Below are 24,702 nucleotides of genomic sequence, written 5' to 3'. Positions count from 1 at the left end.
CTTATTGCCAGAATCGTTGTTCGCTCAGACGGCTCCAGCCTCGACTCAGCGCCTGCTCGCAGGCTGTTGCCGCTGCCAGGCCGAAGCGCTGGGGAAGGCTCTTGCGTTGTGCATAGTGCACATGGAAGACCTGCGCATTCGCGGCGCGGTCCGCCAGGTATTCGTCACTGGTGCTGATCTCGTCGACCAAGCGCAAAGCCTGGGCACGGGTTCCCAGCCAGACCTCGCCAGTGGCCACCTCATCGATGGAGAGCTGCTCGCGGTATTGGGCTACGAAGTCCTTGAACAGTTCATGGGTGGTTTCCAGGTCTTCCTGGAATTTCTCCCGCCCCTTGTCGGTATTCTCACCGAACACGGTCAGGGTGCGCTTGTACTCACCAGCAGTGAGCACCTCGAAATCGACTTCGTGCTTTTTCAGCAACCGGTGCAGGTTCGGCAACTGCGCCACCACACCGATGGAACCAAGGATGGCGAATGGTGCCGCCAGTATCTTGCCGCCGATGCAGGCCATCATGTAGCCGCCACTGGCCGCCACCTTGTCGACACAGACTGTGAGGGGAATGCCGGTATCGCGGATACGCACCAGTTGCGAAGCGGCCAACCCGTAGGAGTGCACCATGCCGCCACCGCTTTCCAGGCGTACTACGACTTCATCGGTGGGTTTTGCCAGGGTCAGGACCGCAGTCACTTCATGACGCAGGCTTTCGACGGCGGAAGCCTTGATATCGCCGTCGAAGTCGAGCACGAAGACCCGAGAAGCTGACGGCGCAGCCTCTTTGCGTGAAGCCTTCTCGGCCTTGGCTTCCTGCTTGCGCAGCGCTTTCAGGGCATCCTTTTCCAGCACAGCCTGCTCCAACCGCTGGCGCAGGCCCTTGTAGAAATCATTGAGCCTGCGCACTTCCAGCTCACCCTCTCGCTGCTGCCCCCCTCTGGCCCGGCGCAGTGCCGCCAGGGCGATCAAGATGGCAATGATGGCGAACACCACCGTCAGTGTCTTGGCCAGAAATCCAGCGTAGTCAGCAAGAAATTCCACATACCCTCCTAGGCAAGCTCATGCATCGAAGCATCAGCATACCGATGCCCCTCATTTCGAGCTAGAAAAAGGCATTTCAAACAATCGTATGAATTTACGTTGACACTCCCAGGCCTTGCCCCTACCCTCGCGAAAACCGTGCAGTACTGCGGCTTATACCCGCAGTCTGGTCGGCATTCGGCTCCATCATGCCGAGGAGTCAGCCCCCACAGCCTATAAGAAGGAATCGACCATGAGCTCCGTAGACGAAACCATCAAGGGTATGCAAGCCAAGTTCAACGCCAGCGCCGCTGCCGGCCTGGACCTGATCTTCCAGTTCAACATCACCGATGCCAGCAACTACTATCTGGTCGTCAAGGACGGAACCGGCGAATTCAAGGAAGGCGAGTCCGACGATGCCAACGTCACCCTGATCATGGACAGTGAGACCATCAAGGGCATCATCAGCGGTGAAACGGACGGCATGCAGGCCTTCATGGGTGGCCGCCTGCGCACCGAAGGCGACATGATGCTGGCGCTCAAATTGAGCGAGCTCTTCCCAGCCTGACTCTCGCCTAGGTCGACCGGTCCGGTTCCGGACTGGTCGTCGCGTACGTATCGGCGCCCTTGCCGACATGATTACGCTGGAACGTATCCTCTCCCATCGCCTCGATCTGCCCCTCGATCAGCGCCTCGAAAGGCCGTAGCAGCTCATCGAAACGCGTAGGCGCTTCCAGTCTGTTCAGCACCTGAACCACTGCTTCCACCGTAGACAAGGCCCCTGCCATCGGCGCTTTACGAATACGGTAGCGACTGACTTGCCCGGCCGGCAGGCTAATCCGAGGCAGGCACTTCAGGCATGGATTCAGGTGAAGGATCTTGCGCGCTTTGCGCCAACTGCCATCCGGCACCAGCAATAGCCCCGGTTTCGACGGTATCGCCCCACAGGCAGGCTCGCGCCCCGACTCGTCCGGAAACAGCAGTGCAACGCCTTCCATCTCGGCAGCCAGCAAGGCCTCCAGAGCCTCGAAACGCTCACCGACCCAGAGTTGCGCATTACGCAAGCCGAGCGCAGCCAGGCGAGCAGTATTCAATGCATGCCCGGTCTCACTGTGGTGTTGCAGGATCAAGACACGGGTATGGCTGGCGAGGTCCGGTATCAGTGGACACAAGCAGTGGCTGGCAGGACGGCAGCAGCGGGAACATTGCGGGCGAGCCATGGAGCATGAGTGCCTTTCGCAGCGAAAAGGGTTGGCATCCTACCCGTAAAAGCAGAATGCCGCCCCTGCGAGGGGATACAGTGGATTTACCTACCGGCCAGCAGTGTGCCTCGCGGAAAACCGGCAACTCACGGCCTTGCGCTCACTGCACCAGTTCTTTTTCATCGAACAGATCAGCAAACAGCATCGTCGACAGGTAACGCTCGCCCGAGTCCGGCAGGATGACGACGATATTCTTGCCCTGCATCTCCGGCTGCTCGGCCAGACGAATAGCCGCCGCCATCGCCGCACCACCCGAGATACCCGCAAGAATGCCTTCTTCGCGCATCAGGCGCAGGGCGACAGCCTTGGCCTCTTCATCCTCGACAAGATCGACACGATCCACCAGCGACAAATCGAGGTTCTTCGGTACGAAACCCGCACCGATACCCTGGATCTTGTGCGGGCTGGGCTTGATTTCTTCGCCAGCCAGCGCCTGGGTGATCACCGGAGAGCCTGCGGGTTCGACCGCCACGCTCAACAGCGGCTTGCCCTTGGTCTGCTTGATATAGCGGGAGACCCCCGTGATGGTGCCGCCTGTGCCCACGCCAGCGACCAGCACATCGACATTGCCATCGGTGTCATTCCAGATTTCCGGCCCGGTGGTCTTCTCGTGGATGGCAGGGTTGGCCGGGTTCTCGAATTGCTGGGGCAGGAAGAATTGTGCCGGATCGGCTGCTGCGATTTCCTGGGCTTTCTCGATGGCGCCTTTCATGCCCTTGGCCGGCTCGGTCAGCACCAGTTCGGCACCCAGAGCCTTGAGCACCTTGCGTCGTTCCAGGCTCATGGAGGCCGGCATCGTCAGGATCAGCTTGTAGCCTCGCGAAGCGGCGACAAAGGCCAGGCCGATACCGGTATTGCCCGAGGTCGGCTCGACGATGGTCATACCGGGCTTGAGCAACCCCTTCTCTTCCGCATCCCAGATCATTCCAGCTCCGATGCGGCACTTGACCGAGTAGGCCGGGTTGCGACCCTCGATCTTGGCCAGGATGCTGACGCCCTTGGGGCCGAGGCGATTGATCAGGACCAGCGGCGTATTACCAATGCTGCTGGCGTTGTCGGAAAAAATTCGGCTCATGCTTGCAGTTCCTGAAAAGGCAAAGACAAGTTCAAGAGCCTATGTCGCCCATGGCCAGGCGGCAAGTCGAATGCTGACTCATATTCGTCAAAGTGTGGCTTGAGCAACCTCTTCGGCTCATTTCTGAACCTGTAAAGGCTAGCTACGATGGCTACGCCACTGCCAGCCACTTCGCCACCACAAAAATAGCCGGCTTGACTTCGACTATGTGGCGTTCATCGTGGACGTTCATTCCCGGTTCATCGTCGACCGGCGTGTCAGTCGGTGCATGCCTCTGGACGCGCTTGAGCAGGCACTTTACACACGCCAGCCCGAACCTCATCGTCCGGATCATCACGGCTACAGGGGGGGCAATACCTGTCGATTAGTTACAGCGAACGGCTGGGTGAAGCAGACATTGAATCCTCAGTTGGCAGCACCAGGACAGCTACGACAACGTGATAGCAAAGAGCATTACGGCCTCTACAAAGCTGAGCTGATTCACAAGTGAGATGCATGGAAAAGCGTAGGGACCTTGGAATGGGAAACTCAAAAGTGGGTGACTTGGTTCAACCACCAGCGCCGATTGGAAATAGGCAACCAGCGGAGTTTGAGGCACTATACGAACAGAGTCAGATCGCGATATCCGTTTCCACCTGACTCAAACGAAATAGCCTCCGTGATACCCGGCACAGTTCATAAAGGAAGAAAATGAAACAAATTTACCAAAATTTCAAAAATTCAATTTTTGTGAGTGCATTAGGCTTTCTAAGTGCATGCGCCGGCCCTCCCGCAAGTCAATCCAAAGCAGAAGCCAATCGTTTTGAGTGGAGTAGTGTAAAAAGCCCGATTGAGATATCCGAGTGTGTGAGTCAGGCTTGGGAATCAATGCTAATCCCAAATTTTGTATTTGTCAGGCCTCTCATACAAGGCTATCGCATAGACAAAACTAGTGATCTCGGCCACCTTTACCTAAGCGCTGAAATTAGAGAATTACCAAATAGCTCGCAGATAACCGTATGGATTACTAACTATGTTTGGCTTCAGTCCCAACAAGATGATGCAAAAAATGCAGTTATTTCATGCTTGTAATCCATCGTAATTTCTACCGAATCGTGCTGATTTCGCATACCACACGTACCTATAACTCGGCAGAAAGAACAGGATTATATTTAGGTACAAAGCAACTGACCGGTAGCGTTTTCAACACAAACAGCAGAGGCTCACGCACTCTCAACTTCATCTTATATATCAAATTTCCGTATTCATCATTGCTGCTGGGGGCGATAGCCTGAACAGGCTAACTGCCATGCCACTCCAAGTGGCGAGGGAAGTAATCATGACGTGTACAATAGCCAGCCTTCACAGAAAATGCGTTCAAGAGCTCTTTCATCACACGATGCCAAGCATATAATTGCCCCAGTCGGTCGACATCAATGTTCGTACCCAAGCGAATCCGGCCATACTGGCCGATCTCGCGGACATGTATATAGTCGAACACATAATTCCGGCCCGCAGGTAGAACCGATGAAATTCGAAGGCACCGCCTCCTATGTCGCCACCGACGATCTCAAGCTGGCGGTCAACGCTGCCGTCACCCTGCAACGCCCACTGCTGATAAAAGGTGAGCCCGGCACTGGCAAGACGCTGCTTGCCGAGCAATTGTCGGAAGCCTTCTCTGCGCCATTGATCACCTGGCATATCAAGTCCACCACCAAGGCCCACCAGGGACTCTACGAATACGATGCTGTCAGCCGACTGCGCGACTCGCAGCTGAACGCCGAACGGGTCAACGACGTCCGCAACTACATTCGCAAGGGCAAGCTGTGGGAAGCCTTCACCTCGCCCCAACGGGCCATCCTGCTGATCGACGAGATCGACAAGGCCGATATCGAGTTCCCCAACGATCTGCTGCAGGAGCTCGACCGCATGGAGTTCTTCGTCTACGAGACGGGGGAAACCATCAAGGCCGTGCAGCGGCCGATCATCATCATTACCTCGAACAACGAGAAAGAACTGCCGGATGCCTTCCTGCGCCGCTGTTTCTTCCACTACATCGCCTTCCCGGACCGCAAGACCCTGGAGCGGATCATCGATGTGCACTATCCCGGCATAGCCAGCACGCTGGTCGCTGAAGCCCTGGATATATTCTTCGACATCCGCAAGGTACCCGGCCTGAAGAAGAAACCCTCCACCAGCGAACTGGTGGACTGGCTCAAGCTGCTGATGGCCGACCAGATCGGTGTGGACTTGCTGCGCGAGCGCGACCCGAGCAAGGCCATCCCTCCCCTGGCCGGCGCGTTGGTCAAGAACGAGCAGGATGTGATGCTGCTCGAGCGTCTGGCTTTCATGAGCCGGCGCGAAAAGCGCTGAACGCGAGGGACAGAACATGCTGCTCGGTCTGTTCAACGAATTGCGCACGGCCAAGGTGCCGGTTTCCCTGCGCGAGCTGCTTGACCTGCATGAGGCCCTGGAGCAGCACCTGGTGTTCGCCGATATGGAGGCGTTCTACTTCCTGGCGCGCAGCCTGCTGGTCAAGGACGAACGCCATTTCGACAAGTTCGACCGGGCTTTTTCCGCTTACTTCAATGGCCTCCAGAACCTCGACGAACACCTTGAAGCCCTGATCCCTGAGGAATGGCTGCGCAAGGCGTTCGAGCGCAGCCTGACAGCCGAGGAGCGCGCGCAGATACAATCACTGGGCGGGCTCGATAAACTGATCGAGGCCTTTCGTCAGCGCCTGGAAGAACAGAAAGAACGCCATGCCGGCGGCAGCAAATGGATCGGCACAGGCGGTACCAGCCCATTCGGCTCGGGTGGCTACAACCCCGAGGGCATTCGCATCGGCAGCGAAGGTGCGCGCCAGAGCAAGGCGGTCAAGGTCTGGCAGCAGCGTGAATATCGCAACCTCGATGATCAGGTCGAGATCGGTACACGTACGATCAAGATGGCCTTGCGTCGCCTGCGCAAGTTCGCTCGCCAGGGCGCCCGTGACGAGCTGGATCTGGCGGGCACCATCAGCGAAACGGCGCGTGATGGCGGGTTGCTGAACATCCAGATGCGCCCGGAACGGCGCAATGCGGTCAAGCTGCTTCTGTTGTTCGACGTGGGCGGCTCGATGGATGCGCATATCCAGGTCTGCGAAGAGCTGTTCTCGGCCTGCCGCAGCGAGTTCAAGCACCTCGAGTACTTCTACTTCCACAATTTCATCTACGAATCAGTGTGGAAGAACAGCGTGCGGCGCATGGCCGAGCGCACCTCGACCTTCGACCTGCTTAACACCTATGGCGAGGACTACCGGGTGATCTTCGTCGGTGACGCCTCGATGGCGCCCTATGAAATCACCCAGCCGGGCGGCAGCGTCGAACACTGGAACGAAGAAGCCGGTCATGTCTGGATGCGGCGCTTCACCGAACGCTACAAGAAGCTCATCTGGATCAACCCCTACACGGAAGAATCCTGGGGCTACTCACACTCGACCGGTATCGTCCGTGAGTTGCTGCAGGGCCGTATGTACCCGCTGACCCTGCAAGGTCTTGAGCGTGGCATGGACGCACTGTCCGGATAGTGCGGATCAGGAAAAGCGCGAGACGCGGGGGCGCCCAACGAGCAGACGGTGCACGGCCAGAAACACAAGCTCCACCAGCCAGGACAATAGCAACGCGCCGCCAAGCCCCCAAGTGATGGCTTCAGGTGTCAGCAGCACCTGATAGCGATAGCCCGCGTAGGTCTCGGCCCGCAACAGGCTATCGGCCGCAAAGGCCACATGCCAGGCGCGCGCATACCAGGGGCCGTTCATGGCCTGCCATTCCCGGTCAAGCAATTCGACACGCTGCACCAGGATTTCCAGGCTGCGCGCATCACTGCGGATTACCGGATCATCACTGGCGCGATAATGGGTGACCAGTTTGTTCAGGTCGCCCTGGAAGAATTTTTCCGCCGTCTCACGGAAACCCTGCAGGCCGATCTCGGCCTCTTGGCGGTGCGCATCAACACGCAACGCATAAGCCTCGATAAAGCCAGGCCATTGCACCCCGATCAACAGGCCCAGGCCAAACAGCACCAGACGCAGATAGCTACGCAGCATCAGTCGACTCTCCCTGAGCCCACGCATTCGCCGAGGCGCCACAGGCTCCACTGCCCGGGTTCATGCAGGCTCCACTGTTCATTTTCGGTCAAGGGTTCGGTGGCCAGGACAGTAACCACATCCTGGGGCGTGGTTTCCGACTGGAAATCCACCGTCAGGTCGGCATCCTTCAGTTGCGCCGGGCCGAACGGTGCCCTACGGGTGATCTGTGCCAATTTGCTCGAACAGAAACTGAACAACCACTGGCCATTGCTCAAGAGGCAATTGAACACGCCCTTTCTACGGTATTCGTTGCAGGCCTCGATCAGCGTTGGCAGCAAGGTCTCGGCGTCGGTTGCCTCGGGAAATGCAGAGCGTATCCGGTTGAGAAGATCGCAGAATGCGGCTTCGCTATCGGTATCGCCCACCGCTTGGTAAAAACCCTTGGCAGGTGCAAAGTCACCCAGTTGACCATTGTGGGCGAAACACCAGTGCTGGCCCCAGAGTTCGCGCACGAACGGGTGCGTATTGACCAGTCCGACCTTGCCGACGTTGGCGTGGCGAATATGGCCAATCACCACTTCGCTCTTGATCTGGTAGCGCTGGATCATCTTCGCGACCTCGGAGTCGCAACTGGCCACAGGGTCCTGGAAAAGCCGCAGCCCTTTGCCTTCATAGAAGGCGATGCCCCAGCCGTCCTTGTGCGGGCCGGTCTTGCCGCCTCGCTGCATCAGCCCGGTGAAGCTGAAGACGATGTCTGTCGGCACATTGGCACTCATGCCCAACAATTCGCACATTTGCCCTTTCCGCCCTGCTTAGATTCGTGGCTCGAGCCGTTCTCGAACGCTTGGCCTGGGTTCGTCGTCTTCATGCACCTGGCGCGCAGGCGAGCGGCCCTGTGGCCCTCGGTTGCGTTCGAAAGCCCAGCGCACCAGCGCGAACAGAAGATAGCCGCCCAGCGCAAACAACCCATAGAGCGCCAGATCGGAAACCGCTCGCCAGGCGTTGTCACCTACATGAAACAGCATATCCAGCGCGGTGATCGCCACGGCCGGGGCGTAGGTACCCTGCTCCGGATCGAGGATGGTCGGTGTCAGCAACAACACCGCCATCAGCAGGCGCAGGGGCTCGCGCAACCAGCGCCACATCCAGCGAGTCATGCGCCACCAGACCAGCAGGCATCCCAGCGCCGCCACTGCATAGAGGGTCCAGGCCAGGGAGTAATCGTTCTCAAATATCAACATAGGACGTCTCGGAATGCCGTCACAGCGAAGTATCAGCCGCAAAGGCGGGAATGATACAGCAACTTCCGCAACAAACTGGCGCTGGAATACCTGACCGAGAGGCCGTATAAAGTTGGGCAGCCGCTATTTCAGGAGCACCGCCATGACCTATAAACATATTCTGGTCGCCATCGACCTGACCGAGGACTGCCTGCCCGTCGTACAGAAAGCCCAGGCGCTTGCAAACGATGCCGAGCTGGAACTGGTGCACATCATCGAGCCCATGGCCATGGCATTCGGTGGCGATGTGCCGATGGACCTTTCACTGCTGCAGGAGCAGCAATTCGAACAGGCCCGCGCCCGCCTGGACACCTTCGCCACACAATACCCGGAACTCCCGACCGCCCAGCGGCACCTGCTCTATGGGCAGCCCCGCCAGGAAGTCCATCGTCTGGCGGGTGAACTGGGCTGCGACCTGATCGTCGTCGGCAGCCATGGCCGGCATGGACTGGCACTGCTGCTCGGCTCGACCACCGACGATATCCTGCACGGTGCGCCCTGCGACGTGCTGGCAGTGCGCTTGAGCAAGAACACCTGAAGCCATACAGCGGCGCTGGGCAGGCCATCGCAGGACAGCCTGCCCGCCTCTCATCCCTCCAGTTCGGCCCAACGCTCCAGTAGCACGTCCAGCTCGGCCTGCAACTGTTCGAGGCGGGCCAGGGCCGCAGCCGTGACATCAGGCGCCTGCTGATAGAAGGTCGGTTTGGCGATATCCTGCTGCACGCGCCCTATCTCGTTTTCGAGCGCCTCGATCTGACCCGGCAAGGCTTCCAGCTCGCGTTGCAGCTTGTAGCTGAGTTTCTTCCGGGGAGCCTCGGCCGGCGCTGCGGCGACTGGCTGGGCAGTCTGGATGGCGACCTCGGCAACCGGCTGCGGTTTTTCCTCCGAAGCACCCAGCAGTCGTATGGAACCACCCTGGCGCAGCCAGTCCTGGTATCCACCGACATACTCCCGGACGCGACCATTACCTTCGAACACCAGCGTGCTGGTCACCACATTGTCGAGGAATGCCCGGTCATGGCTCACGATCAGAACGGTGCCCTTGAACTCCAGCAGCACCTCTTCCAGAAGCTCCAGGGTTTCCACATCCAGATCGTTGGTTGGCTCATCGAGCACCAGCAGGTTGGCCGGCTTGCTGAACAGCTTGGCCAGCAGCAAGCGCGCCCGCTCTCCCCCTGACAGCGCCTTGACCGGTGTACGAGCCCGTTGAGGGCTGAACAGAAAATCCCCCAGGTAGCTGAGCACATGGCGGTTCTGGCCGTCGATGCTGATGAAATCACGACCTTCCGCCACGTTGTCGACCACGGTTTTCTCAAGGTCCAACTGATGACGCAACTGGTCGAAATAGGCAATTTCCAGCTTGGTCCCCGTTTCGATAAGACCGCTGCTGGGTTGCAGGTCGCTCAGCAGCAACTTCAGCAGTGTTGTCTTGCCGGTACCATTGGCGCCCAGCAGACCGACACGGTCGCCCCGCTGCAACACCATCGAGAAATCACGAATCAGCGTCTCCCCGCCGGCGGCATGTGCAAAGGATACATCCTCGGCCACGATCACCTGCTTGCCAGATTTGCTTGCGACTTCGAGCTGGATATTGGCCTTGCCCTGCCGATCACGGCGCTCGCTACGCTCCACCCGCAATGCTTTCAAGGCCCGTACGCGGCCTTCGTTACGCGTGCGCCGCGCCTTGATACCCTGGCGTATCCAGACTTCTTCCTGGGCCAGCTTCTTGTCGAACAGCGCATTGGCGGTTTCTTCCGCCGCCAGTTGCTGCTCCTTGTGCACGAGGAAGCTGGCGTAATCGCCGTTCCAGTCGATCAGGTGGCCTCGGTCGAGTTCGAGGATGCGAGTGGCCAGGTTCTGCAGGAAGGCACGGTCGTGGGTGATGAACAGCACCGCGCCGTTGAAGCCCAACAGGGCTTCTTCGAGCCAGGCGATAGCGCCGATGTCCAGGTGGTTGGTTGGCTCGTCGAGCAGTAACAGGTCCGGTTCGGAAACCAGTGCCTGGGCCAACAGCACACGCCGCCGCCAGCCGCCGGAAAGCTCGGCGAGCGTCTTGTCGGCTGGGAGTTGCAAACGACTCAGGGTGCTGTCCACCAACTGTTGCAGACGCCAGCCATCCTTCGCTTCCAGCGCTTGCTGTACGTGCATCAGTTTGTTCAGGTCTTCATCATCACGGATGTTCTGGCTCAAGTGATGGTATTCGGCGAGCAATTGACCGACACCATCGAGTCCCTCGGCCACCACGTCGAAGACGGTACGCTCATCCGCACGTGGCAGCTCCTGCGGCAACTCACCGATCTTCAGGCCCGGGGCGCGCCAGATCTCACCGTCATCCGCTGCCTGCTGGCCTTTTACCAGGCGCAACATGCTGGATTTCCCGGTGCCATTGCGACCGATGATGCAGACCCGCTCGCCGCGCGCGATCTGCCAGGACACGCCGTCGAGAAGCGGCATGGCGCCGTAGGCAAGGGAAACATCGGTGAACTTGAGCAGCGTCATGACTACCTCCGCAAAACTGGTCGCGCAGTCTACCAGCTAACGGCACGGCACAAGCAGCTTGAACGCCATGCCTTCGAGCGTGCAGCGGATCGCAGGCCCTTATAAAGGCCTGTATACTCGCGCGCGATTTTTACCTACCCGTGATCAGTCATGACTATTCAGAAAGAGAGCAAAGCTCCGAGTGTCGGTTTTATATCCCTTGGCTGCCCCAAAGCCCTGGTGGATTCCGAGCGCATCCTCACGCAACTGCGCATGGAGGGCTATACCGTCGTACCGACCTATCAGGACGCTGACGTCGTGGTCGTCAATACCTGCGGTTTCATCGACAGCGCCAAGGCCGAGTCCCTGGATGCCATTGGTGAGGCCATCGCCGAAAACGGCCGTGTCATCGTCACCGGCTGCATGGGCGTGGAAGAAGGTAGCATCCGCGACGTGCACCCCAACGTACTGGCCGTGACGGGCCCCCAACAGTACGAACAGGTAGTCAATGCCGTGCATGAGGTGGTGCCACCCAAGCTCAATCACAACCCATTGATCGACCTGACGCCACCACAAGGCATCAAACTGACACCGCGCCACTACGCCTACCTGAAGATTTCGGAAGGCTGCAACCACAGTTGCAGCTTTTGCATCATCCCTTCGATGCGCGGCAAGCTGGTCAGCCGGCCGGTAGGCGATGTGCTGAGCGAAGCCGAGCGCCTGGTCAAGGCTGGCGTCAAGGAACTGCTGGTGATCTCCCAGGACACCAGCGCCTACGGGGTCGACCTCAAATACAAGACCGACTTCTGGAATGGCCAGCCGGTCAAGACCCGTATGCTCGAGCTGTGCCAGGCATTGTCGAGCATGGGTGTCTGGGTGCGCCTGCACTACGTCTACCCCTACCCCAACGTCGATGACGTGATCCCATTGATGGCGGCCGGCAAGCTGCTGCCCTACCTGGACATCCCGTTCCAGCACGCCAGCCCGAAAGTCCTCAAGGCCATGAAGCGCCCCGCCTTCGAAGACAAGACCCTCGCCCGCATCAAACAATGGCGCGAGATCTGCCCCGAACTGACCATTCGCTCCACCTTCATCGTTGGCTTTCCCGGCGAGACAGAGGAGGACTTCCAGTACCTGCTCGGTTGGCTGAGCGAGGCTCAACTCGACCGTGTCGGCTGCTTCCAGTACTCCCCGGTGGATGGCGCGCCGGCCAACGACCTGGGACTCGAGCCCGTGCCTGACGAAATCAAGCAAGAACGTTGGGAGCGCTTCATGGCCCACCAGCAGGCCATCAGCGCCGCACGCCTGCAGCGCAAGATCGGCCAGGAGATAGAAGTGCTGATCGACGAAGTGGATGAAGAAGGTGCCATCGGCCGCTCCTGGGCCGACGCGCCGGAGATCGACGGCAATGTCTACCTCGACAGCGAACGCCCCCTGAAGCCCGGTGATAAAGTCCGCGCCCTTATTACCCACGCCGATGAATACGACCTTTGGGCCGAAGTGATCTGAGTCATTCCAGGTACGAGCCTTTCTGCCCATGCGAGAAAAGTTCGTACCTATTGGCCATAAGCCCTTTACTTATAAGGATCAAAGACTAAAGTCTAAGGGCTGAAATTGCACTGTAATGTTTTAGTGCATAGGCCGTTCGTAAAAACAAAAAAACAAAGCAGTAATCAGAGCATCACCCATACGAGGAGAAATAAGAAATGCTCAAGACTCCAATTGCACGGGGTGTAGCCCTGGCTTCTCTGGGAGCAACGCTGGCCATCCCTTCGCTGTCTCAGGCAGCCTTCATTGATGACAGCAAAGCCAGCCTGGAACTTCGTAACTTCTACTTCAATCGTGATTTCCGTGATGGCGGAACCGCAGGTAGCCGCCAGTCCAAGCAAGAAGAATGGGCACAAGGCTTCCTGCTGCGCTACGAGTCCGGCTTCACCGAAGGCACCGTCGGCTTTGGCGTCGATGCCATTGGCCTGCTCGGCGTACAGCTGAACTCGGGCGGCGGTACTGGCGGCACCGGCCTCCTGCCGGGTGGCTACAAGGATGATGCTCCGGACAACTACTCCGAATTCGGCCTGGCTGCCAAAGCCAAACTGTCCAATACAGTCCTCAAGATCGGTAGCCTGCAATTCAAGAACCCTGCCCTGGGTACCAGCGACAGCCGCCTGCTGCCGCAACTGATGCAAGGCGCCCAACTGGTTTCCAAGGAAATCGACGGCCTGACCCTCGACCTGGGTTATGCCAACCGCACCAACCTGCGCAACTCCAGCAACCATGAAGTGATGACAGTCCAGACGGGTAACCGTCGTGGCATCACGGCCAAGAATGGCGCAGCTCTCGCCGTCGATGACAACGAATCCGACGATTTCCGTTACCTGGGCGGCAGCTATGCCATCACCAAGGACCTGACAGCGACCTACTACTACAGCAAGCTGGAAGACCTCTACAAGCAGCACTCCACCAATCTGGTGCATGTCCTGCCGCTGGGTGAAGGCCAATCGCTGAAGACTGACCTGCGCTATGCACGCTCCAAGGACGATGGTCGCACGAACATCGACAACAAGGCGCTTGGCGCCATGGTCACCTACTCTCTGAGCGGCCACAGCTTCGGCCTCGGCTATCAGAAGATGAGCGGTGACACCGGCTTCGCCTACGTTGGCGGCGCAACCGACCCCTTCCTGGTCAACTACGTGCAGATCAACGATTTCGCCAACAAGGATGAGAAGTCCTGGCAAGCTCGTTATGACTTCAACTTCGCATCCATCGGTATTCCAGGCCTTTCTCTGATGACCCGCTACCTGACAGGCGATGGTTTTGACCGCGCCAACGGCAGCAACGGCAAAGAGTGGGAGCGTGATACCGATATCGCCTACACCATTCAGGATGGCACCTTCAAGAACCTGAACATTCGCTGGCGTAATGCGACCGTGCGTAACAACTACGCTCGGGATATCGACGAGAATCGCCTGATTGTCAGCTACACCATCCCGCTGCTGTAAGTGCTTCGCTAGACACTAGCGGAACTTGCATCAAAAACCCCGGCTATTATGGCCGGGGTTTTTATTTGGCTTTCACAAATTGCAGGGGATTCATTCTTGATCTTGCACTCGCTCGCGTGGACATCATTCACCAAGTCAACGTTCGTCGTCTCTCTGCTGCCAGAGGACTCCGTGAGTTGTGAGAATGGATTTGTGTACGCGGGTGACCACCTAAAACCACAAGACACCAGCCCAAACATAACTTCGACCAACAAAAAGCCCGGCGTTATAAGCCGGGCTTGTGAAGTCGCATCAAGAAACCTGCTTACAGTTTCTCAATCTTGGCTTTGGCCTGCTGATAATCGCGATAGGCCGCAAAATCCAGCTGGCCCGACCTGGAGGCCAGGAAGCGCCGGTAATTCAACTTATCCTCGTCACTCAGTGTGTCTTCTGGCTCACTGACACCATCGAGACGCAGGACGACATAATCGCCGTTTGCCAGCGTGACACCTGTATAAGTTGGCGCATCCTTGGGTTTTGGCATGCGGAATACCGCTTGCAATACGGCCGGAGCAACATTCTCCTGCGCACGGGTTGCCGCCTCGACAACACTCCACTGATCCTTGAGCTCTCCTGCTTTTGCCTGGACAAGCCGTTGCTGGCCTTCCGCAGAAGCTTTCTCGGTTGCTTTTTCCTTGCGCAATTGCCGGGCAATGGCGTCCTTGACCTTCTCCAGCGGCAGTGTCTCCGACTGCAGATGCTCTTTGGCACGCAGGACAATGGAAGTATCCGGATCAAGTTCGATGATGCCACTGTTTGCACCGTCGACCAGCACTTCATCACTGAAAGCGGCCTGCAGCACCTGCCGGTTGGAGGCGATGCCTTCGCCACCGTCGCGGCCGAATGCAGGTGTCGTATTGACAGTCAAGCCAAGCTCCTGGGCCGGCTGGGCAAGATCAGCTGCCTCGAAGGCGGAGTCCTCAAGCTGCTTGCCTGCTTCGACAAAACGTTGCTCTACCTGACGCGCCTTCACTTCACGCTCAAGCTCGGGCTTGAGGCTGTCGAAACTCGGAACGACTGGAGACTGGACACCCAGCAGCTTGATCACGTGCCAACCGAATTCGGTTTGGACCGGAGCGGAAACCTGATTTTCCTGCAAGGCGTAGAGCGCATCTTCAAAGGCCGGATCGTAGACGCCCTTGCCAGCGAAGCCGAGGTCACCACCTTCTGCGGCAGAACCTGTATCGTCGGAAAACTCCTTGGCCACCGCAGCAAAATCTTCGCCGGCTTTCAAGCGTGCCTCAATCTGCTCAAGACGCTCTTTGGTCTGTGCCTCGGAGCGATCCCCAGCCTCGACCAGAATGTGGGCAGCGCGGCGCTGCTCGGCCAGGTTGGCAATCTGCTTCTCGTATAGCTCCTGCAGCTCTTCATCCGAAGCCTCCACCTGATCGAAGAAGGACTCCTTGCGAAGCTCTACATACTCGACCACGACCTGCTCCGGGGAGCGGAAACGATCGGTATTGGCACTGTAGTAGGCGCTGATTTCCTCGTCGGACACCTCGACCACATCCGGATTGGACTTGACGATGATGCTGGCGAAATCACGCGTCTGTTGCTCGAGACGAGCAAAGTCAGCCACCTGGCGATCAGTGACGAATCCGGTACCGGAAATACCCGCACGCAACTGACCGATCAGTAATTCCTGCTCCAGCAACTGACGGAACTGCAGGCGGTTGTAACCCATCTGCTGAATGACCTGATCGAAACGGCCTGCATTGAATGCGCCATCGACCTGAAATTCCGGTGTTTGCAGGATCAACTGATCCAGAGCCGCCTGGGAAAAGGCAAAACCAGCCTTGTCGGCGCTTTGCAGGAGAACCTGTCGTTCGATCAAACCGGAAAGCGCAGCCTCACGCAGCAGACGATCGTCAAGCAAGGAAGCGTCGAAATCGCGACCGAACTGCTGTGCCAGTTGACGGCGCTGCATGTTCACAGCCTGCTCAAGATCCGCCTGAGCAATTTTTTCGCCGTTGACTTCCGCTACATCGCGGCTGTTTCCGCCCGAGTTGAATATGGCCTCAACGCCGGTCAGTGCCAACAGGACCACAATGACGCCGATGATGGTCTTGGCAATCCAGCCTTGAGAATTATCCCTGATGTTTTGAAGCATGCATCCCCCGGGTAGCTGCGTAATACGACGAACAGCGCAGGTGAGTCCAGATAAAAGAAAGGCGCATCCATGGATGCGCCCTCTCGGTGCTTTGAAACGACTGGGATACAGGGGTGAACCAGCACCAGTCGCTTCTACAAGCTAGAGTCAGGATCGAAGACGCTTAGTTGACCGCGTCCTTGAGAGCCTTGCCGGCTTTGAAACCCGGAATTTTTGCAGCAGCGATGCTGATTGGGTTACCCGTCTGAGGATTACGACCGGTACGAGCGGCACGCTCTTTGACAGCGAAGGTACCAAAGCCGACCAGGACAACAGAGTCGCCAGCTTTCAGAGCACCGGTGACGGATTCGATCACAGCGTCCAGCGCACGGCCGGCGACAGCTTTCGGGATATCAGCAGATGCGGCGATGGCATCAATCAGTTCCGACTTGTTCACTCTTGAATCCCCTTGAATATTCTATGGAGTCGTATCTTCGATTTTTCGGGTGTAAGCAAAGCGATGCTGAGCGCTGCTGACAAGGGGCCGTTTATATCAAGGCACCCAAAATTTTGTCAATCATGCCCCGGACTAATGCGTGCTGATCCTTTCCTTGGAGTCTAGCTCGCGCTTTTCTTCCGTTGCAACAATCTCTGGAACCGTATCAGACAAGGGCTCCGGGGCATATTGCAACGCAATTTGCAGGACCTCGTCAATCCACTTGACCGGTTTAATCTGCAGGTCCTGTTTAATGTTCTCAGGAATTTCCTTCAGATCGCGCTGGTTCTCTTCAGGGATGATGACCGTCTTGATCCCTCCCCGGTGGGCGGCCAGCAGTTTCTCTTTCAGCCCCCCGATCGCCAGCACCTGGCCACGCAAGGTGATTTCCCCAGTCATGGCCACATCGGCACACACAGGTATCTGCGTCAGCGCGGAAACCAGTGCAGTGCACATACCGATGCCGGCACTCGGACCATCTTTGGGCGTTGCCCCTTCAGGTACGTGGATGTGGACATCCTGCTTCTCATGAAATTCAGGCTCCAGCCCAAGGCTGCGTGCACGGCTACGCACCACCGTCATCGCAGCAGTGATCGACTCGCCCATGACATCGCCCAGGGAACCGGTCTTGGTCAGACGGCCCTTGCCAGGCATCGCTGCGGCTTCAATCGTCAGGAGTTCACCGCCAACCTGCGTCCAGGCCAACCCAGTCACCTGGCCCACCTGGTCCTGTTCCTCGGCCAGTCCGTAACGGAATTTGCGTACGCCCAGATAGTGTTCGAGATTGTTCGTGTCGATGCGCAGACTGAGCGCCTTCGTCGCGCCATGCTCCTTCACCACCTTGCGGCAGACCTTCGCCAGTTGGCGCTCCAGACTACGCACACCGGCTTCTCGCGTGTAATAGCGAATGATGTCTCGCAGCGCAGAATCGTCGAATGCCAGTTCACTGGCCTTCAATCCGTTAGCCTTGATCTGCTTGGGCGCCAGATAGCGGATGGCGATGTTTATCTTTTCATCTTCGGTATAGCCAGGCAGGCGGATGACTTCCATGCGGTCCAGCAATGGCGCAGGGATGTTCATCGAGTTGGCTGTACAGAGGAACATGACCTCGGAAAGGTCGTAATCGACCTCCATGTAGTGGTCATTGAAGCTGTGGTTCTGTTCGGGATCGAGCACTTCCAGCAGGGCCGACGCTGGATCGCCACGCATGTCGTTGCCCAGCTTGTCGATTTCATCCAGCAGGAACAGCGGGTTACGCACCCCGACCTTACTCATGCGCTGGATCAGGCGCCCTGGCATGGAGCCGATGTAGGTTCGACGGTGCCCGCGGATTTCCGCTTCGTCCCGCACCCCACCGAGCGCCATACGGACGAACTTGCGATTGGTCGAACGAGCAATGGATTCGGCCAGCGAGGTCTTGCCGACACCGGGTGGCCCCACCAGACACAGGACCGGCCCCTTGAGCTTTTTCACTCGCTTTTGCACTGCAAGGTATTCAAGGATGCGCTCCTTGACCTCTTCGAGTCCGTAATGGTCGGCATCCAGGACCTCTTCAGCCTTGGCAAGATCGAAACGAACCTTGCTGACAGCCTTCCAGGGCACATTGACCAACCAGTCGATATAGGAGCGAACCACCGTGGCCTCGGCCGACATCGGCGACATCTGCTTGAGCTTGTTCAGCTCGGCCATGGCCTTGGTGTGTGCATCCTTGCTCATGCCAGCGTCATCGATGCGCTTTTTCAGGTCATCGATTTCGTTGTGCCCTTCATCCAGATCGCCCAGCTCCTTCTGAATGGCCTTCATCTGCTCGTTCAGGTAGTACTCGCGCTGGCTGCGCTCCATCTGCTTCTTGACGCGCCCCCGAATGCGCTTCTCCACTTGCAGCAGATCGAGTTCGGCATCCAGAAGCGCCAGGACATGTTCGACACGCGCGGGTAGCTCAGCCACCTCCAGAATGGCCTGCTTCTGCTCGATCTTGAGCGTCATATGGGCAGCCATGGTGTCGACCAGGCGCGCAGGGTCATCGATTGAGGAAAGCGATGTCAGGACTTCGGCAGGAACCTTCTTGCCGAGTTGTACGTATTGCTCGAACTGCCCCAGCAAGGTCCTGGAGAAAACCTCGGCCTCTTTCTCGCTGACGTCGACCTCATCGAGCAACTGCACCTCCGCACAGAGGTGGGAAGCGTTGTCGATGAATGATTCGATTTCGCCACGCTGTTCGCCCTCGACCAGAACTTTCACTGTTCCGTCGGGCAACTTGAGCAATTGAAGGATGGTGGCAACGGTGCCAACCCGATACAGCGCATCCTCGGCTGGATCATCATCCGCAGGATTCTTCTGTGCGATCAGCAGTATCTGCTTCTCGCCGGCCATCGCCGCCTCCAGGGCCTCGATGGATTTCTCACGCCCAACGAATAGCGGTATCACCATGTGTGGATAAACCACGACATCTCTCAGCGGCAAAAGGGGCAATTCGATGGTTGTTTTCATAATTGGGCTCTACGACGGCGATGAACGGGCAAGACTGATACGCATTGACGAACCCTTAACATGAGGGCCCATCATGCAAAAAACAAGGATGAAAAAACAAAGGGGCCGAATGGCCCCTTTATCTATCAAGCCTCAGGTGCAGCCTTGGCTGGCGGCTCGGCACTTTCGTAAATCAAGAGCGGCTGGGAAGAACCTTCGATGACACTTTCATCGATCACGACCTTGCTGACATCTTTCTGAGAAGGGATCTCGTACATGGTGTCGAGCAGAACGCCCTCAAGAATGGAGCGCAACCCACGCGCACCCGTCTTGCGCTCCAGAGCCCGGCTGGCGACAGCCTTCAGGGCATCGGAGCGGAACTCCAGCTCGACGCCTTCCAGTTCGAACAGCTTGGCGTATTGCTTGGTCAGCGCGTTCTTCGGCTCGGTCAGAATCTGGATCAATGCCGGCTCATCCAGTTCATCCAATGTAGCGATCACAGGCAATCGACCGACGAACTCGGGAATCAGGCCAAATTTGACCAGATCATCCGGCTCCACCGAGCGCAGTGCCTCGCCGATTTTCTTGCCCGGCTCACGGCTGCGTACTTCGGCGGCGAAACCGATGCCCGCTTGCGTGGAACGCCCCTGAATGACCTTCTCCAGGCCAGCAAAGGCGCCACCGCAGATGAACAGGATGCTGCGTGTATCGACCTGCAGGAACTCCTGCTGGGGATGCTTGCGACCACCTTGCGGCGGCACCGAGGCGACAGTGCCCTCGATCAGCTTCAGCAGTGCCTGCTGCACACCTTCACCAGACACATCGCGAGTGATGGAGGGGTTGTCCGACTTGCGCGAGATCTTGTCGATCTCGTCGATGTAGACGATGCCCATCTGAGCCTTCTCGACATCGTAATCGCACTTCTGCAGCAGCTTCTGGATGATGTTCTCGACGTCTTCACCGACATAACCTGCTTCGGTCAACGTCGTCGCATCAGCAATGGTAAAGGGAACGTTGAGCAGGCGAGCCAGCGTCTCTGCCAACAGCGTCTTACCGGAACCGGTTGGGCCGATCAGCAGGATATTGCTCTTGCCCAGCTCGACTTCTTCCTTCTTGTCGCGTTGGTTGAGGCGCTTGTAGTGGTTATAGACAGCGACTGCAAGAATCTTCTTCGCACGTTCCTGACCAATCACATACTGGTCGAGAATGCCGCTGATTTCCTTGGGCGTTGGCAGTTTGTGCGAGTTGTTCTCGGCCTGGGCTTCCTGCACCTCCTCACGGATGATGTCGTTGCACAGGTCGACACACTCGTCGCAGATGAAAACGGAGGGGCCGGCAATCAGTTTGCGCACTTCGTGCTGACTCTTTCCGCAGAAAGAGCAGTACAGGAGCTTTCCGGAATCCTCGCCGTTGCGGGTGTCAGTCATTCGGTCAATCCAATACGGTAGTCTTGCAAGACAAGATGAAGGCAATCGGGGGCGTTTTCAACCCCAGGCGGCCTGCGCCCGGAGCAAAGAGTCAGATAGCCAGTTGGCGGCGGCTATGAACCTGGTCGATCAGGCCGTATTTGACTGCCTCCTCGGCACTCATGAAGTTGTCGCGGTCCGTATCACGCGCAATGACATCGATCGGCTGCCCGGTGTGATCGGCCAGGATACGATTCAAGCGCTCGCGGATGGTCAGGATTTCGCGCGCGTGGATCTCGATGTCCGAGGCCTGCCCCTGGAAGCCGCCGAGCGGCTGGTGAATCATCATGCGCGAATGCGGCAGGCAATAGCGCTTGCCCGCTGCGCCACCAGCCAACAGCAATGCACCCATGCTGCAGGCCTGGCCAATACAAGTGGTGGTGACGTCCGGTTTGATGAACTGCATGGTGTCATAGATCGACATGCCAGCCGTGACGGAACCACCCGGGGAGTTGATATAGAGGTGAATGTCCTTCTCGGGATTTTCCGCTTCGAGGAACAGCAACTGCGCAACCAGCAGGTTGGCCATGTAGTCTTCGACCTGCCCGACGAGGAACACCACACGCTCTTTCAGGAGGCGCGAATAGATGTCATAGGCCCGCTCACCGCGCGCCGACTGCTCGATCACCATCGGGACAAGACCGCCAGCGGCCTGGATGTCCGGAACATGCATGAAGGAATTGCGGGACATAGCTAAGGTTACTCCCTGTGTCATTGCCTCAAATGCATAAGCCAGCGCGAGGCTGGCTTATGCTGGCGTACTCGAACGGATGAATCAGGCGGCTTGAGGTGCTTGCGCGGCCTTGACGGCTTCCTCATAGGACACCGACTTGTCGGTTACCTTGGCCTGCTTGAGAACAGTATCTACAACTTGTTCTTCGAGTACAACAGAACGAACTTCGTTCAGCTGCTCGTCATTCTTGTAGTACCAGGCCACCACTTGCTCAGGTTCCTGATAGGCAGACGCCATTTCCTCGATCAGCTCGCGGACACGGGCTTCATCAGGCTTGAGTTCGTTCTTCTGTACGACTTCGGCGACGATCAGCCCCAGCACGACGCGACGCTTGGCTTGCTCGGCAAAGAGTTCAGCAGGCAGTTGATCGGGCTTGATGTTGCCGCCGAACTGCTGGACGGCCTGGGCACGCAGGCGGTTGACTTCGTTATCCAGCAGCGCTTTCGGCACCTCGACTGGATTGCTGTCGACCAGCCCGTCCATGACCTGAGTCTTGACCTTGGTCTTGATGGCCTGGCGCAGTTCGCGCCCCATGTTCTTCTTGACCTCGGCACGGAAGCCTTCCAGGCCATCTTCCGTCACGCCGAAACGGGCGAAGAACTCATCGTCCAGCTCCGGCAGCTTGGGCTCGGCAACGCTGTTGACGGTGACAGTGAACTCGGCAGTTTTGCCAGCCAGGTCGAGGTTCTGGTAGTCCTCGGGGAAAGTTGGCGTGATCACACGCTCTTCACCGCCCTTGGCGCCCACCAGGGCTTCTTCGAAACCAGGAATCATGCGGCCAGAGCCAAGCACCAGTTGAGTGCCCTTGGCAGAACCACCAGCAAACGCTTCTCCGTCGATCTTGCCAACGAAATCGATGTTGACCTGATCGCCGTTCTCGGCCGCGCGATCAGCAACGGTCTCGAAACGAGTGCTCTGCTTGCGCAGGATTTCCAGCATGTTGTCGACGTCAGACTCACCGACTTCAGCTTGCAGGCGCTCGACTTCGATGCCGTCAAAACCAGCCAGTTCGAACTCTGGGAACACCTCGAAAGTCGCGATGTACTCAAGGTCCTTACCCTTTTCGAAGACCTTGGGCTCGACCGCAGGCGCGCCGGCAGGGTTCAGCTTTTCAGCCACGACTGCTTCATAAAAAGTAGCCTGGATGACATCACCCAGGGCTTCCTGGCGAGCAGCCTCTTCATAACGCTGACGGATCACGCTCATCGGCACTTTGCCCGGGCGGAAACCTGGAATCTTTGCACGGCTGGCGGTCTGCTGCAGACGCTTGTTGACTTCGGTCTCGATACGCTCGGCCGGCACGCCGATAGTCAGGCGGCGCTCAAGAGCAGAGGTGCTTTCAACAGAAACTTGCATGTATTTTCCTCGTTGCACAGACATAAGCCGGGCGTTCCGGCCCCAGAATGGGGATGCATTCTATTAGCTCGAATGACAGAAGTCACCCATCGCCAGGGGCCGTGCCCACTCATGAAATTCTCGGATACGAAAAGGGCGACCGAAGTCGCCCTTTTCAATGGAGATCAGAACTCAGTTCTGGTTTTCCATTTGCGCACGGATCAGATCACCAATGGTGGTCGGGCCGGTGCTTTCCACGGCGTCCTGCTTGCGCAGGCCCTGGATGGCTTCTTTCTCGTCATCCACGTCCTTCGACTTGATGGACAGGCTGATGACGCGGGACTTGCGATCGATGCTGATGATCTTGGCTTCGACTTCGTCACCTTCTTTCAGCACATTGCGGGCATCTTCGATGCGGTCGCGGCTGATTTCAGAAGCTTTCAGCGTAGCTTCGATATCGTTGCCCAAGTCAATGATGGCACCCTTGGCATCGACTTCCTTGACAGTACCGCGAACGATGCTGCCTTTGTCATTGATCGAAGCGTAGTTGGAGAACGGATCGTCTTCCAGCTGCTTGATACCCAGGGAAATGCGCTCGCGCTCCGGGTCGACCGAGAGAATGACGGTATCCAGCTCGTCGCCTTTCTTGAAGCGGCGAACAGCCTCTTCGCCCGGCTCGTTCCAGGAGATGTCGGACAGATGGACCAGGCCATCGATGCCGCCGTCCAGGCCGATGAAGATACCGAAATCGGTGATCGACTTGATGGTGCCGGAGATGCGGTCACCCTTATTGAACTGACCGGAGAAGTCTTCCCATGGGTTGGTTTTGCACTGCTTGATACCCAGGGAGATACGACGACGCTCTTCGTCGATGTCCAGAACCATGACTTCCACTTCGTCGCCAACCTGAACGACTTTCGACGGGTGGATGTTCTTGTTGGTCCAGTCCATTTCGGAAACGTGCACCAGGCCTTCCACGCCCTCTTCCAGCTCGGCGAAGCAGCCGTAGTCGGTGAGGTTGGTGACGCGGGCCACGACGCGGGTGTTTTCCGGGTAGCGAGCCTTGATGGCAACCCATGGGTCTTCGCCCAGTTGCTTCAGACCCAGCGATACGCGATTACGCTCGCGGTCGAACTTCAGGACCTTGACGTCGATCTCGTCACCAACGTTGACGATTTCCGACGGATGCTTGATACGCTTCCAGGCCATGTCGGTGATGTGCAGCAGGCCATCGACGCCGCCCAGGTCGACGAACGCACCATAGTCGGTGAGGTTCTTGACGATACCCTTGACCTGTTGGCCTTCCTGCAGGGATTCCAGCAGGGCTTCGCGCTCGGCGCTGTTCTCGGCTTCCAGCACGCTGCGACGGGAAACGACAACGTTGTTGCGCTTCTGGTCGAGCTTGATGACTTTGAATTCGAGCTCTTTGCCTTCCAGGTGAGTGGTGTCGCGGACAGGACGCACGTCGACCAGGGAGCCCGGCAGGAACGCGCGGATACCATTGACGTCGACGGTGAAGCCACCCTTGACCTTGCCATTGATGACGCCCTTGACCACTTCTTCGGCAGCGAAGGCTGCTTCCAGAACGATCCAGCTTTCGGCGCGCTTGGCTTTTTCGCGGGACAGCTTGGTTTCACCGAAACCATCTTCCACCGCATCCAGAGCGACATGGACTTCGTCACCCACCTTGATGGTCAGTTCACCCTGTTCGTTGTAGAACTGCTCGACAGGGATGACGCCCTCGGATTTCAAGCCGGCATGTACAGTGACCCAGTCACCGTCGATGTCGACCACCAGGCCAGTGATGATGGAGCCCGGTTGCATGTCGAGGGATTTGAGGCTTTCTTCAAAGAGTTCCGCGAAGCTTTCGCTCATGTTGATTCCTGCTGTTCTCGGACGGGATTCCGCCCAATCTCCACAT

At 57.8% G+C, this 24,702-nt stretch carries 21 protein-coding genes and 1 pseudogene; 8 read left to right on the top strand and 14 right to left on the bottom strand.

The features are described 5' to 3' along the window. Position 1: 1 nt before the first annotated feature. Positions 2 to 1,033: a protease SohB gene (gene sohB, locus HW090_RS00655; RefSeq protein ID WP_179111659.1), complete on the bottom strand. Its 1,032-nt coding sequence runs from the start codon at positions 1,031 to 1,033 to the stop codon at positions 2 to 4. A gap of 232 nt (positions 1,034 to 1,265) precedes the next feature. Between sohB and HW090_RS00650 the strand changes: the two genes are divergently transcribed. Further along, complete coding sequence (locus tag HW090_RS00650; RefSeq protein ID WP_179111658.1) at positions 1,266 to 1,580, top strand: SCP2 sterol-binding domain-containing protein; 315 nt, start codon at positions 1,266 to 1,268, stop codon at positions 1,578 to 1,580. Between the two features lie 7 nt (positions 1,581 to 1,587). Here HW090_RS00650 and HW090_RS00645 read toward each other — a convergent pair whose 3' ends face one another. Beyond that, positions 1,588 to 2,232 carry a tRNA-uridine aminocarboxypropyltransferase gene (locus HW090_RS00645; RefSeq protein WP_179111657.1) on the bottom strand — a complete coding sequence of 215 codons (645 nt, stop codon included), beginning with the start codon at positions 2,230 to 2,232 and terminating at the stop codon, positions 1,588 to 1,590. A gap of 142 nt (positions 2,233 to 2,374) precedes the next feature. Beyond that, on the bottom strand, positions 2,375 to 3,349 hold the full coding sequence (gene cysK / locus HW090_RS00640; protein ID WP_179111656.1) for a cysteine synthase A: 975 nt from the start codon (positions 3,347 to 3,349) through the stop codon (positions 2,375 to 2,377). Between the two features lie 205 nt (positions 3,350 to 3,554). On the opposite strand from cysK, the pseudogene HW090_RS17785 reads away from it, so the two are divergent. The 4 genes and pseudogenes from HW090_RS17785 to HW090_RS00625 all read left to right on the top strand — a co-directional run. Continuing rightward, positions 3,555 to 3,920, top strand: a pseudogene (locus HW090_RS17785) (IS3 family transposase); the annotation flags it as partial. A 119-nt stretch (positions 3,921 to 4,039) separates the two neighbouring features. Continuing rightward, on the top strand, positions 4,040 to 4,420 hold the full coding sequence (locus HW090_RS00635) for a hypothetical protein (protein ID WP_179111655.1): 381 nt from the start codon (positions 4,040 to 4,042) through the stop codon (positions 4,418 to 4,420). 435 nt (positions 4,421 to 4,855) lie between these two features. Next, positions 4,856 to 5,701: a MoxR family ATPase gene (locus HW090_RS00630; RefSeq protein WP_179111654.1), complete on the top strand. Its 846-nt coding sequence runs from the start codon at positions 4,856 to 4,858 to the stop codon at positions 5,699 to 5,701. A 16-nt stretch (positions 5,702 to 5,717) separates the two neighbouring features. Continuing rightward, positions 5,718 to 6,896 carry a VWA domain-containing protein gene (locus HW090_RS00625; protein ID WP_179111653.1) on the top strand — a complete coding sequence of 393 codons (1,179 nt, stop codon included), beginning with the start codon at positions 5,718 to 5,720 and terminating at the stop codon, positions 6,894 to 6,896. A 6-nt stretch (positions 6,897 to 6,902) separates the two neighbouring features. Here HW090_RS00625 and HW090_RS00620 read toward each other — a convergent pair whose 3' ends face one another. The 3 genes from HW090_RS00620 to HW090_RS00610 are packed head-to-tail and all read right to left on the bottom strand — an operon-like array spanning position 6,903 to position 8,638. Further along, positions 6,903 to 7,415: a DUF2937 family protein gene (locus HW090_RS00620; protein ID WP_179111652.1), complete on the bottom strand. Its 513-nt coding sequence runs from the start codon at positions 7,413 to 7,415 to the stop codon at positions 6,903 to 6,905. Continuing rightward, positions 7,415 to 8,191 (bottom strand): class II glutamine amidotransferase, encoded by a 777-nt coding sequence (locus HW090_RS00615; RefSeq protein ID WP_179111651.1) that lies wholly within the window; start codon positions 8,189 to 8,191, stop codon positions 7,415 to 7,417. Before HW090_RS00615 ends, HW090_RS00620 begins: the two co-directional genes overlap by 1 nt. Positions 8,192 to 8,209: 18 nt before the next feature. Then, entirely contained in the window at positions 8,210 to 8,638 is a 429-nt protein-coding gene (locus HW090_RS00610) for an MFS transporter (protein ID WP_179111650.1), read from the bottom strand. 142 nt (positions 8,639 to 8,780) lie between these two features. On the opposite strand from HW090_RS00610, the gene HW090_RS00605 reads away from it, so the two are divergent. Then, the gene (locus tag HW090_RS00605; RefSeq protein ID WP_179111649.1) at positions 8,781 to 9,215 is read left to right on the top strand and encodes a universal stress protein; all 435 of its coding nucleotides are present in this window, start codon (positions 8,781 to 8,783) and stop codon (positions 9,213 to 9,215) included. Positions 9,216 to 9,265: 50 nt separating this feature from the next. Here HW090_RS00605 and HW090_RS00600 read toward each other — a convergent pair whose 3' ends face one another. After that, positions 9,266 to 11,176, bottom strand: a complete 1,911-nt coding sequence (locus HW090_RS00600; protein WP_179111648.1) for an ATP-binding cassette domain-containing protein — start codon at positions 11,174 to 11,176, stop codon at positions 9,266 to 9,268. Between the two features lie 150 nt (positions 11,177 to 11,326). Here HW090_RS00600 and rimO point away from each other — a divergent pair, with 150 nt between their 5' ends. Together rimO and HW090_RS00590 are read left to right on the top strand one after the other, a co-directional pair. Next, on the top strand, positions 11,327 to 12,664 hold the full coding sequence (rimO, locus tag HW090_RS00595) for a 30S ribosomal protein S12 methylthiotransferase RimO (RefSeq protein ID WP_179111647.1): 1,338 nt from the start codon (positions 11,327 to 11,329) through the stop codon (positions 12,662 to 12,664). Positions 12,665 to 12,861: 197 nt separating this feature from the next. Continuing rightward, a complete protein-coding gene (locus HW090_RS00590; RefSeq protein ID WP_179111646.1) occupies positions 12,862 to 14,154 on the top strand; it encodes an OprD family porin in 1,293 nt (430 codons plus the stop codon). Positions 14,155 to 14,458: 304 nt separating this feature from the next. Here HW090_RS00590 and HW090_RS00585 read toward each other — a convergent pair whose 3' ends face one another. From HW090_RS00585 to rpsA, 7 genes are all read right to left on the bottom strand, one after another. Continuing rightward, on the bottom strand, positions 14,459 to 16,303 hold the full coding sequence (locus HW090_RS00585; RefSeq protein WP_179111645.1) for a SurA N-terminal domain-containing protein: 1,845 nt from the start codon (positions 16,301 to 16,303) through the stop codon (positions 14,459 to 14,461). 163 nt (positions 16,304 to 16,466) lie between these two features. Beyond that, on the bottom strand, positions 16,467 to 16,739 hold the full coding sequence (gene hupB / locus HW090_RS00580; protein WP_010490206.1) for a nucleoid-associated protein HU-beta: 273 nt from the start codon (positions 16,737 to 16,739) through the stop codon (positions 16,467 to 16,469). Positions 16,740 to 16,871: 132 nt separating this feature from the next. Next, positions 16,872 to 19,268 carry an endopeptidase La gene (gene lon, locus HW090_RS00575; protein ID WP_179111644.1) on the bottom strand — a complete coding sequence of 799 codons (2,397 nt, stop codon included), beginning with the start codon at positions 19,266 to 19,268 and terminating at the stop codon, positions 16,872 to 16,874. 125 nt (positions 19,269 to 19,393) lie between these two features. Further along, positions 19,394 to 20,674 (bottom strand): ATP-dependent Clp protease ATP-binding subunit ClpX, encoded by a 1,281-nt coding sequence (gene clpX / locus HW090_RS00570; RefSeq protein WP_179111643.1) that lies wholly within the window; start codon positions 20,672 to 20,674, stop codon positions 19,394 to 19,396. Between the two features lie 91 nt (positions 20,675 to 20,765). After that, positions 20,766 to 21,404, bottom strand: a complete 639-nt coding sequence (clpP, locus tag HW090_RS00565; protein ID WP_179111642.1) for an ATP-dependent Clp endopeptidase proteolytic subunit ClpP — start codon at positions 21,402 to 21,404, stop codon at positions 20,766 to 20,768. A gap of 84 nt (positions 21,405 to 21,488) precedes the next feature. After that, positions 21,489 to 22,802, bottom strand: coding sequence for a trigger factor (gene tig / locus HW090_RS00560; RefSeq protein ID WP_179111641.1), 1,314 nt, complete (start codon positions 22,800 to 22,802; stop codon positions 21,489 to 21,491). Positions 22,803 to 22,973: 171 nt separating this feature from the next. Beyond that, positions 22,974 to 24,656: a 30S ribosomal protein S1 gene (gene rpsA, locus HW090_RS00555; RefSeq protein ID WP_179111640.1), complete on the bottom strand. Its 1,683-nt coding sequence runs from the start codon at positions 24,654 to 24,656 to the stop codon at positions 22,974 to 22,976. Positions 24,657 to 24,702: the final 46 nt, after the last annotated feature.

Origin of the sequence: Pseudomonas sp. ABC1 (assembly GCF_013395055.1) — a bacterium.
GTDB lineage: Bacteria > Pseudomonadota > Gammaproteobacteria > Pseudomonadales > Pseudomonadaceae > Stutzerimonas.
Note: the sequence above shows the minus strand (reverse complement) of the source record. Positions and strands in the feature narration are given on the sequence as shown.

Bases quoted from the DNA above. Each gene is read 5' to 3' on its own strand.
- HW090_RS00590 (WP_179111646.1), top strand. From the start codon at position 12,862: ATGCTCAAGACTCCAATTGCACGGGGTGTAGCCCTGGCTTCTCTGGGA.
- HW090_RS00630 (WP_179111654.1), top strand. From the start codon at position 4,856: ATGAAATTCGAAGGCACCGCCTCCTATGTCGCCACCGACGATCTCAAG.
- HW090_RS00620 (WP_179111652.1), bottom strand. From the start codon at position 7,415: ATGCTGCGTAGCTATCTGCGTCTGGTGCTGTTTGGCCTGGGCCTGTTG.
- clpP (WP_179111642.1), bottom strand. From the start codon at position 21,404: ATGTCCCGCAATTCCTTCATGCATGTTCCGGACATCCAGGCCGCTGGC.
- HW090_RS00650 (WP_179111658.1), top strand. From the start codon at position 1,266: ATGAGCTCCGTAGACGAAACCATCAAGGGTATGCAAGCCAAGTTCAAC.
- clpX (WP_179111643.1), bottom strand. From the start codon at position 20,674: ATGACTGACACCCGCAACGGCGAGGATTCCGGAAAGCTCCTGTACTGC.
- rpsA (WP_179111640.1), bottom strand. From the start codon at position 24,656: ATGAGCGAAAGCTTCGCGGAACTCTTTGAAGAAAGCCTCAAATCCCTC.
- cysK (WP_179111656.1), bottom strand. From the start codon at position 3,349: ATGAGCCGAATTTTTTCCGACAACGCCAGCAGCATTGGTAATACGCCG.
- tig (WP_179111641.1), bottom strand. From the start codon at position 22,802: ATGCAAGTTTCTGTTGAAAGCACCTCTGCTCTTGAGCGCCGCCTGACT.
- HW090_RS00600 (WP_179111648.1), bottom strand. From the start codon at position 11,176: ATGACGCTGCTCAAGTTCACCGATGTTTCCCTTGCCTACGGCGCCATG.
- HW090_RS00645 (WP_179111657.1), bottom strand. From the start codon at position 2,232: ATGGCTCGCCCGCAATGTTCCCGCTGCTGCCGTCCTGCCAGCCACTGC.
- rimO (WP_179111647.1), top strand. From the start codon at position 11,327: ATGACTATTCAGAAAGAGAGCAAAGCTCCGAGTGTCGGTTTTATATCC.
- HW090_RS00615 (WP_179111651.1), bottom strand. From the start codon at position 8,191: ATGTGCGAATTGTTGGGCATGAGTGCCAATGTGCCGACAGACATCGTC.
- HW090_RS00635 (WP_179111655.1), top strand. From the start codon at position 4,040: ATGAAACAAATTTACCAAAATTTCAAAAATTCAATTTTTGTGAGTGCA.
- HW090_RS00625 (WP_179111653.1), top strand. From the start codon at position 5,718: ATGCTGCTCGGTCTGTTCAACGAATTGCGCACGGCCAAGGTGCCGGTT.
- HW090_RS00610 (WP_179111650.1), bottom strand. From the start codon at position 8,638: ATGTTGATATTTGAGAACGATTACTCCCTGGCCTGGACCCTCTATGCA.
- lon (WP_179111644.1), bottom strand. From the start codon at position 19,268: ATGAAAACAACCATCGAATTGCCCCTTTTGCCGCTGAGAGATGTCGTG.
- HW090_RS00585 (WP_179111645.1), bottom strand. From the start codon at position 16,303: ATGCTTCAAAACATCAGGGATAATTCTCAAGGCTGGATTGCCAAGACC.
- HW090_RS00605 (WP_179111649.1), top strand. From the start codon at position 8,781: ATGACCTATAAACATATTCTGGTCGCCATCGACCTGACCGAGGACTGC.